We start from the raw sequence: 6457 nt of genomic DNA on the forward strand, positions 1-6457 counted from the left end.
CGACCCGACAGCACGCAGCGTCGGCGCGAGCGAGCGCGCGACGCAGCGTGCGAACACGCTGCCGAGTTCCGGCGCCGTCACGAAATCGCCGGCTGCGCCGAACTTCGTCTTGCCGGCGCTGTAGTAACCGAGCCCCGGCGCATACATCGCGAGCTCCATGAAGCGCGAGAACGGCAGCGGACCATTCGCCGCGATTTCATTGCGAATGAAGCCGGCCAGCGTTTCGCTGTGCTCGCGCTCGGCAGACGTCGGTTCAGGCAAATCGATGCGCAAGGCTGGATTTCGCGGCTGGGGTGTGCGGCAATCGCCGGGCCGCAAGCATAGCCGAGGTGACGCCGATGACCGATACCCGTCCCGTCGCGCTCGTGACCGGCGCCGCCCGGCGTGTCGGCGCCGCGATAGCGCGCGCGCTGCACGCCGCCGGCTACGATCTCGCGCTGCACTGCCGCCATTCGCGCAGCGAACTCGACGAACTCGCCGCGCAGCTCGAGCAGCAGCGGCCGCGCAGCGTGCTCGTGCTGCAGGCCGATCTCGATAATGTGGAAATGTTGCCAGACCTCGTCGACGCCGCACTCGAACGCTTCGGCCGGCTTGATGCACTGGTCAACAACGCGTCGACGTTCGAGCCGACGCCGCTCGGCAGCACGACGCCGGCGCAGTGGGAAACGCTGCTGTCGAGCAATGCACGCGCGCCGTTCTTTCTGGCGCAGGCCGCGGCTGCGGCACTGGCGAACGCACGGGGATGTATCGTGAACCTTGTCGACGTCTACGCCGAGCGGCCGCTGGCGCGGCATGCGGTCTATTGCATGGCCAAGGCGGCGCTGCTGATGATGACGCGCTCGCTCGCGCTCGATCTGGCGCCCGACGTGCGCGTCAACGCGATCGCGCCAGGGGCGATCCTCTGGCCCGAGAGCGGCAAGAGCAGCTCGGAACAGCAATCGCTGCTCGCGCGGATCCCGCTCGCGCGTTGCGGCACGCCGGAGGACGTCGCTTCCGCCGTGCATTGGCTGCTGCAATCGCCATATGTCACCGGCGAAGTGCTGCACGTCGACGGCGGGCGTTCGCTCGCGATCTGACGACCGTCAGCCCAGTGCGATGCGATCGAATGCGCGCGTCCGGTCGACGTGGCCTTCCCAGAGTTCGCGCAGCGTTCGGCCGCTCGTCGGAACTACGGCGTCGGGCGCTATCTCGGCCAGAGGACGCAGCACGAACGCGTGCTTGAGTTCGTCGCGCGGAACCTGCAGGTTGCCGCTGCCGCGCAATATCTGGTCACCGAACAGCACGATGTCGATATCGAGCGTCCGATCGGAAAACCGCGGCACGTCCCGGCGGCGGCCATGGCGGTCCTCAAGGGCATGCAGCCAGTCGTTCAGCATCTCGGGCGCGAGATCGGTTTCGATGACGGCGGCCAGGTTCACGAAGTCCGCGCCGTCGAAGCCGACCGCCGGGAACCGGTAGGCGGCCGAAATACGCACCTGTCCGAATCGCCGCCGCAGCGCGGCGACCGCCGACGACAGGTTCGCCTCGGGATTCTGATTCGAGCCAAGGCTGAGGTAAGCGGAAGCCATCGTCGTCAATCCGGCTTGACGCCGCGCTCGATCACGACGCCGACGGCTTTGGAACCGCGCACGGCGCCGGGCTTGGCCAGTCGCAGGCGCAGCCAGGTCACGCCAAATTCTTCGCGCACGATGCGCGCGCATGCTTCGGCCAGCGTCTCGACGAGTTCGAAGTGCGCCGCTTCGACGAACGCGATCAGGCGCTTGGAGACGGCCTTGTAGTCGAGCGTGTCGACGATCTTGTCGGTCGCCGCCGGTTTGCGATTGTCGAACGCCATTTCGAGATCGAGCGCGACGACCTGGCGTATCTGGCGCTCCCAATCGTAGATGCCGATGACGGTTTCGATGCGCAGGTCTTCGATGAATACGATGTCCATATGCGTGCGTCTCCGTGTTGGCTTCAGCCGGCCTGATGCAGCGGGCGCAGCGTTTCGAGATCCCAGCGCGGGAATACCTGGATGCCCGTGCCGTCCGTCTGCCCGGCGCTGAGCCGCAATGCGCCGGCGAGCGCGATCATCGCGCCGTTGTCAGTGCAGAATTCGGGGCGCGGAAAATACACGCGAAACCCCTGCCGTTCGGCAGCCTCGGCGAGCTGTGCGCGCAAGCGCCTGTTCGCGCCGACGCCGCCGGCAATCACGAGCGACCGCGCACCGGCAGCCTCCAGTGCCCGCAGGCACTTGATGCGCAGCGTGTCGACCATGGCCTCCTCGAAACCGCGCGCGATGTCCGCCCGGGTCGTGTCGCTTTTATCGCTGTTCTGCCAGGCCAGGAGCACCTGCGTCTTGAGGCCCGAGAAGCTGAAATCGAGACCGGGACGATCCGTCATCGGCCGCGAAAAGCGGAAACGGCCCGACTGGCCGGTCTCGGCGAGACGCGCGAGCTGCGGGCCGCCCGGATAAGGCAGGCCCATGAGCTTTGCGGTTTTGTCGAATGCCTCGCCGGCCGCGTCGTCGAGCGTGTCGCCGAGCAACCGGTACGAACCGATAGCCTCGACCGCTATCAGCATCGAATGGCCGCCGGAAACCAGCAGAGCCACGAACGGCGCCTCGGGCGCCTCGGCCTCGAGCAACGGCGCGAGCAGGTGACCTTCCATATGATGGACGCCGATCGCGGGCACATCGAGCGCCCAGGCCAGTGCCCGCGCGGCGGCGGCGCCTACCAGCAATGCGCCGATCAGGCCGGGACCCGCGGTGTAGGCAACGCCACCGAGTTCGGCAACGCCGATGCCGGCGGCGTCCAGGGTTTCGCGCACGAGCGGCAGCAGCTTTCGGACATGGTCCCGGCTGGCAAGTTCGGGCACGACGCCGCCATACTCGGCGTGAAGACGGATCTGGCTGTAGAGGCGGTGGGCCATCAGCCCGCGCTGCAGGTCGTAGACGGCTACGCCCGTTTCGTCGCAGGACGACTCGATGCCCAACACAGGCTTTGCAATCGACTGGTCTGACACGCTAGACTTTGCGGCTCGCCCAAGAACGGGGCGCAAGTGTAACAGCGGAGATCCCATGCCTAACGTGAAAGTTCGCGAAAACGAACCGTTCGAATTTGCCCTGCGTCGCTTCAAGCGCACCTGCGAAAAGGCCGGCATCCTGGCCGAAACTCGCAAGCGTGAGTTCTATGAAAAGCCGACGCAGGAACGCAAGCGCAAGCGCGCTGCGGCCGTCAAGCGTCACCTGCGTCGCGTTTCGCGCGACGTCACGAAGCGTCAGCGCCTCTATTGAGTTCGGGCGGGCTGATCGCCCGTCCTGATCTCCCCGTTCTGCGGGCTGCTCCGCCGGCCGGTGCCATGCAAGTGGCGCCGGTTTTGTGCTTTCCGCCATTCGAGATTGCCATGTCCCTGAAACAACGCCTCACCGACGACATGAAAGCCGCGATGAAGAGCGGCGAAAAAGATCGCCTCGGCGTCATCCGCCTGATCAATGCGGCGATCAAGCAGCGCGAAGTCGACGAACGCATCGCGCTCGACGACGCACAGACCATTGCCGTCATCGAAAAGATGCTGAAGCAGCGCAAAGACTCCCTGAGCCAGTACGAAGCGGCCGGCCGCGAAGACCTCGCCGCCGTAGAGCGCTACGAGCAGGGCGTGCTGCAGACCTACTTGCCGGCGCAGCTCGGCGACGCCGAGATCGACGCGATCATCGACGCGAGCATCACTGAAGCCGGGGCGACCGGCCCTAAGGACATGGGCAAGGTCATCGGCCTGGTCCGTCCGAAAGTCGCCGGCCGTGCCGACATGGGCGCGCTGTCGGAGCGCGTGAAGCAGAAGCTCGCCGCTCTCGTCTGACGAACGGGGCGCAGGGGCGAAGCGGACAGCCCGGCCGCCCCGATACGATCCTCGCCGAAGAAGCGGGCGCCCCGTGTTCAACGCAGCAGCGAATCGCCACACTAGTGCGATGGCCGGCCGCATTCCCGAAAGCTTCATCGATGAACTGCTCGCACGCGTCGACATCGTCGACGTGATTCAAGAACGCGTGCCGCTGAAGAAAGCGGGGCGCGACTGGAGCGCCCGGTGTCCGTTCCACGACGAGCGCTCGCCTTCGTTCACGGTCAGTCCGCATAAGCAGTTCTACCACTGCTTTGGCTGCGGCGCGCATGGCAGCGCGATCAAGTTCCTCATGGAGTACGATCGCCTCGAGTTTCCTGATGCAATCGAAGAACTCGCGGGCCGCATCGGCCTCAAGGTGCCTTACGAAGGCGGCCGCGCGCCAGGGCCGCAGGCGAGCGACACGGCGGACCTTTATACCGTCTTGGAACAGGCAGCGCGCTACTACCAGCAGGCGTTGAACCAGAACGCGACTGCACGCAGCTATTTCGAAAACCGCGGACTCGACGCAACGACGCTGGCAACGTTCGGCCTCGGGTATGCGCCTGACGCATTCGACGGACTGCGCAGCGCGCTTGGCACGAACTCGCAGCGAATCGCGCTGCTGGAGAAAGCCGGCATGCTGATCCGTGGCGATCGAGGTGCCTACGACCGCTTCCGCGATCGAGTCATGTTTCCGATTCAGGACCGCCGCGGGCGCATCATCGCGTTCGGCGGCCGCGTGCTGACGAAAGGCGACGGCCCGAAGTACCTCAATTCACCTGAAACGCCGCTGTTCCACAAGGGACGAGAACTGTTCGCGTTATGGCAGGTGCGGCAGGCGCAGCAGAAGATCTCGCGCATCCTCGTCGTCGAAGGCTACATGGACGTGATCGCGTTGCATCAGTTCGGACTGCCGGAGGCCGTAGCCACGCTCGGAACTGCAACCACACGCGAACATGCGGAAATTCTGTTTCGCAATTGCGCCGATGTATACTTCTGTTTCGACGGCGATCGAGCCGGACGTCAGGCGGCATGGCGCGCTGCGGAATCCGTATTGCCGCGCATGCGCGACGGCCGCCAGGCCCACTTTCTCTTTCTGCCCGACGGCGAAGATCCGGATACATTGATTCGCCAGGAAGGCCGTGACGGCTTCGAACAGCGCCTTGTCGCAGCGACACCGCTCAGCGAGTTTTTCTTTGCGCATCAGGAAAGCGGTACGGACTTGCGGAGTGCGGATGGACGCGCGCGTCTTGCCGAGCGCTGCAAGGAACTGATCGGATCGATCCCCGAAGGCGCGTTCCGCGATCGCATGCAGGAAATGCTGACCGACAAAACGGCGATTCGATGGTCGTTGTCGGCGAGCCTGTCGCCTCAGATGCGCGAAGGCGTCGAGGAAATGCTGGACGAACGCGTCGCTCTGCTACGTGGCGACACGGCGAAGCACAGCGACCCCAAGCTGTCACCGGCGCTGCCGGTGCAGGCGACGGACGCGCAGCGTAGCGTCGTGCGGTACGCGGTCGCGCTGTTGCTGCAGCATCCGGGCTTCATCGAGTCGGTTCCGTCTCCGCCTTACGTTTTCGTGGAACTTCGGAAACCAGGCGTTGCCCTTCTCATCGAGCTGCTCGATTTCTGCCGTACGCGCGGCGCGACGAATACCGCGGCGATCCTGCAGCACTTCGAACAGCGCGATGAAGGAAATGCGTTACGCAAACTCGCCATCCTTCCGCTTCACGGTGACACGAGCACGCTCCAACGTGAATTCATTGACGCGCTGAGCGTACTCGCCGGACAGACGGCACAGCAGCGCACCGACGAATTGATTGCGAAGCAATCCGAGTCGGGGCTGAATGAAACAGAAAAAGCGGAACTGCGCGCGTTGCTGACCGCGCGGAAGCGTTAGCGCCGCAGAAGACTGTTCGCGCGAAGCGCTCATACAGCTGCGCGGTCGATACACGCCGACGCCACTGCCATTGGCGGCTAGTTTCCAGCTCAGTACCCGAGCTAATGCCGAATGCACTCAGCCGGTAGCGAACACATGGTTGCAGCTGCTGCAATGTTGATCAGACCCGCCATGTGATCGAGGATGGACCGGACGAACGATTGGCAACGCGCCGCGAACACATATGCGCGAGCGGCTCAATAGGTCGTCGTAGCTGGAGCCGGGCATCGCAATTCAGGCGAACGCCGCTAGCGACCATCGCTATGTGCCGGAAAGGTGATTGCATTTTGGTGCGAGTCGACTGCATTAAATGCATGGCTGAAAACGCGAAGAGTAATTTCGCTGGCTGCAAATTAATTGCGCGATCTACACGACCGGGTGCGCGAGATGCTGCAGCGAGTCGTTGATTGCCGCGGCCGGCCAGTCGGCGCGACCCAAGTTCCTGCACTAAACGCGCGCGCAAAGACTGCAGCACGCGTACGCTGCGGCTTATGCCGACTGCGACGAATGGCTTAGTCGCAAAACCAAAACGCCATCCCGGTAAGGGATGGCGTTGGTAAAAAGGGCCCTGGCAGTGACCTACTCTCGCATGCGGATGCACACTACCATCGGCGCGGGTTCGTTTCACTTCCGAGTTCGAGAAGGGATCGGGTGGTACCA

7 protein-coding genes, 1 rRNA gene and 1 pseudogene are annotated in these 6457 nt (G+C 64.3%); 4 read left to right on the forward strand and 5 right to left on the reverse strand.

Going from position 1 to position 6457, the window contains the following annotated elements; translation table 11 throughout:
• A pseudogene (locus VLF18_RS04890) lies at positions 1-273 on the reverse strand (class I SAM-dependent methyltransferase); the annotation flags it as partial.
• 65 nt (positions 274-338) lie between these two features.
• On the opposite strand from VLF18_RS04890, the gene VLF18_RS04895 reads away from it, so the two are divergent.
• On the forward strand, positions 339-1076 hold the full coding sequence (locus VLF18_RS04895; protein ID WP_325278500.1) for a pteridine reductase: 738 nt from the start codon (positions 339-341) through the stop codon (positions 1074-1076).
• A 6-nt stretch (positions 1077-1082) separates the two neighbouring features.
• Here the strand turns inward: VLF18_RS04895 and folK are convergent, their stop codons facing one another.
• The 3 genes from folK to tsaD are packed head-to-tail and all read right to left on the reverse strand — an operon-like array spanning position 1083 to position 2976.
• Complete coding sequence (folK, locus tag VLF18_RS04900) at positions 1083-1568, reverse strand: 2-amino-4-hydroxy-6-hydroxymethyldihydropteridine diphosphokinase (RefSeq protein WP_325278501.1); 486 nt, start codon at positions 1566-1568, stop codon at positions 1083-1085.
• 5 nt (positions 1569-1573) lie between these two features.
• The gene (gene folB, locus VLF18_RS04905) at positions 1574-1933 is read right to left on the reverse strand and encodes a dihydroneopterin aldolase (RefSeq protein WP_325278502.1); all 360 of its coding nucleotides are present in this window, start codon (positions 1931-1933) and stop codon (positions 1574-1576) included.
• A 23-nt stretch (positions 1934-1956) separates the two neighbouring features.
• A complete protein-coding gene (tsaD, locus tag VLF18_RS04910) occupies positions 1957-2976 on the reverse strand; it encodes a tRNA (adenosine(37)-N6)-threonylcarbamoyltransferase complex transferase subunit TsaD (RefSeq protein WP_325278505.1) in 1020 nt (339 codons plus the stop codon).
• A gap of 82 nt (positions 2977-3058) precedes the next feature.
• Between tsaD and rpsU the strand changes: the two genes are divergently transcribed.
• The 3 genes from rpsU (at position 3059) to dnaG (ending at position 5758) form a co-directional block, all read left to right on the forward strand.
• The gene (gene rpsU / locus VLF18_RS04915; protein ID WP_325278503.1) at positions 3059-3274 is read left to right on the forward strand and encodes a 30S ribosomal protein S21; all 216 of its coding nucleotides are present in this window, start codon (positions 3059-3061) and stop codon (positions 3272-3274) included.
• Positions 3275-3384: 110 nt separating this feature from the next.
• Positions 3385-3837 (forward strand): GatB/YqeY domain-containing protein, encoded by a 453-nt coding sequence (locus VLF18_RS04920; protein WP_325278504.1) that lies wholly within the window; start codon positions 3385-3387, stop codon positions 3835-3837.
• A gap of 109 nt (positions 3838-3946) precedes the next feature.
• The gene (dnaG, locus tag VLF18_RS04925; protein ID WP_325278506.1) at positions 3947-5758 is read left to right on the forward strand and encodes a DNA primase; all 1812 of its coding nucleotides are present in this window, start codon (positions 3947-3949) and stop codon (positions 5756-5758) included.
• 605 nt (positions 5759-6363) lie between these two features.
• Here dnaG and rrf read toward each other — a convergent pair.
• Positions 6364-6457: ribosomal RNA gene (gene rrf, locus VLF18_RS04930) — 5S ribosomal RNA — on the reverse strand; the annotation flags it as partial.

Source organism: Tahibacter sp. (genome assembly GCF_035481375.1).
Lineage (GTDB): Bacteria > Pseudomonadota > Gammaproteobacteria > Xanthomonadales > Rhodanobacteraceae > Tahibacter.